Annotated in this window: 2 protein-coding genes; one reads left to right on the top strand and one right to left on the bottom strand. The window is 72.1% G+C overall.

Annotated features, from left to right (window positions below; all coding sequences use genetic code 11):
• Window positions 1-95: 95 nt before the first annotated feature.
• Window positions 96-1,379, bottom strand: a complete 1,284-nt coding sequence (gene eno, locus JNW89_RS34960; protein WP_238452279.1) for a phosphopyruvate hydratase — start codon at window positions 1,377-1,379, stop codon at window positions 96-98.
• 233 nt (window positions 1,380-1,612) lie between these two features.
• On the opposite strand from eno, the gene JNW89_RS34955 reads away from it, so the two are divergent.
• A complete protein-coding gene (locus JNW89_RS34955) occupies window positions 1,613-2,305 on the top strand; it encodes a hypothetical protein (RefSeq protein WP_238452278.1) in 693 nt (230 codons plus the stop codon).
• Window positions 2,306-2,365: the final 60 nt, after the last annotated feature.

Raw genomic sequence — 2,365 nt, 5'->3', positions numbered from 1 at the left:
CCGCCCGGTCGACCGGTCGGTCGACGGGCGGGGCGCTGACCGCCCGGTGTGCGGCGCTGCTGCATCGTCACACCCCTCCCCCGAGGCTTAGCGCGTCAGGCCGAACGGTAACGCGGGAACGCGCCCGCGCCGGCGTACCGCGCCGCGTCGGCCAGCTCCTCCTCGATCCGCAGGAGCTGGTTGTACTTGGCCACCCGGTCCGAGCGGGCCGGGGCACCGGTCTTGATCTGACCGCAGCCGGTGGCGACGGCCAGGTCGGCGATGGTGGTGTCCTCGGTCTCGCCGGAACGGTGGCTCATCATGCACTTGAAGCCCGCCCGGTGGGCCAGGTCCACCGCGTCCAGCGTCTCGGTCAGCGAACCGATCTGGTTGACCTTGACCAGCACCGCGTTGGCGGTCCGCTCCGCGATGCCCCGGGCGATGCGCTGCGGGTTGGTCACGAAGAGGTCGTCGCCGACGATCTGGATCCGGTCGCCGACCGCGGCGGTCAGGGTCGCCCAGCCGCTCCAGTCGTCCTCGGACAGCGGGTCCTCGATGGAGACGATCGGGTAGTCGCCGATGAGCTTGGTGTAGTAGTTGCTCATCTCCTCGGCGGACTTCGCGCTGCCCTCGAAGGTGTAGGTGCCGTTGTCGAAGAACTCGGTGGCGGCCACGTCGAGGGCGAAGACGATGTCGGTGCCGAGCCGGTAGCCGGCCTTCTCCACCGCCTCGGCGATCAGGTCCAGCGCGGCGGCGTTGCTCGGCAGGTTCGGGGCGAAGCCGCCCTCGTCGCCGAGGCCGGTCGACAGGTCCTTCTTCTTCAGCACCGACTTCAGCGCGTGGTAGACCTCGGCGCCGGAGCGCAGCGCCTCGCGGAAGCTGGGCGCGCCGATCGGCGCGATCATGAACTCCTGGACGTCGACGTTGGAGTCGGCGTGCGCCCCACCGTTGAGGATGTTCATCATCGGCACCGGCAGCAGGTGCGCGTTCGGGCCACCCAGGTAGCGGAAGAGGCTCAGCTCGGCGCTGCCCGCGGCGGCCTTCGCCACCGCCAGGGAGACGCCCAGGATGGCGTTCGCGCCCAGCTCGGCCTTGTTGTCCGTGCCGTCGAGGTCGAGCATCTTCTGGTCGATCAGCCGCTGCTCGCTCGCCTCGTAGCCGATGAGCTGGTCGACGATCTTGTCCTCGATGTTGGCGACCGCGTTCTCGACGCCCTTGCCCTGGTAGCGGTCGGAGTCACCGTCGCGCAGCTCGATCGCCTCGAAGGCGCCGGTGGAGGCGCCGGAGGGCACCGCGGCGCGGGCGATCGTGCCGTCGTCGAGCCCGACCTCGACCTCGACCGTCGGGTTGCCCCGCGAGTCGAGAATCTCCCGGGCGACGATTCCCTCGATGGTTGCCACTGAGTCGCTCCTCGTTCGTGTGTGCGAATCCGGTATGGGCCGCGACGGTGCGGCTGGGGCAGGTGTTGAACGCAGCGTATCGGGCGACGGCCGGCCGCACGTCGTCGCCCGCCGTTCGTACCGCGCCCCGGATCCCCACCGGCGCGCGGGGTGAGACGGACATTCCCGGATTCTCGGGCCTCAACCGGCAACGGGTTTGCGTCGGGTGGACCCGATCGACCACGCTGGTCGCCATGCCCGCCGTATCGACCACCCTCCGCGTGCTGGCCGTGTCGGCCGCCGCGTCGCTCACGGTGACCGGATGCCAGACCCTGGACGACGCCGGCCGGGCGTTGGGCCGGGCCGACCTGGTCAACGACCTGGCCGCCCGGATGGACGGCGCGCTGACCGGCACCTGGGCCGCGGACTACCGGTTCGCCGGCGGACGGACGGCCTCGATCGCCCAGACGCAGGAGCCGCTGCGCTCCGCCTACACCTGGCCGGACGGCAAGATCACGGTGACCCAGGAGGCGGTCACCCGGTGCGAGAACGCCGACGGCCGGACCGCCTGCACCGTGCTGCCGCCGGAGCTGACCGCCGGGAAGCCGTCGGTGGTCGTCTACACCGAGGCGGACAAGCGGGGCCTGGTCACCCCGCCGGCCGTGATGGCGCTGCTCACCGAGGCCGCCCTCGACCCCGACGCCCAGGTCACCCAGAGCGACACCACCGTCGCCGGCCACCACGCCACCTGCGTCGACGTGCGGCGCTCGGCCGGCGACTTCACCACCTGCGTCACCACCGAGGGGCTGCTGGGCACCTTCACCGGCACCCTCGACGGCACCCCGACCGAGCTGACCTTGACCCGCTACACCGAGACGGTCGAGGCGGCCGCCTTCGCCGTGCCGCCGGGCGCGGGCGTGGTGGACCGCCGACCGGCCACCTCGTGACCGCCGCCTCTCCGGACCGTCCCGCCGACCACCGGCCGCCCGCCGCCGGGCAGCCGCCGA

This window comes from Micromonospora sp. 4G55 (genome assembly GCF_016803375.1).
Note: the sequence above shows the minus strand (reverse complement) of the source record. Positions and strands in the feature narration are given on the sequence as shown.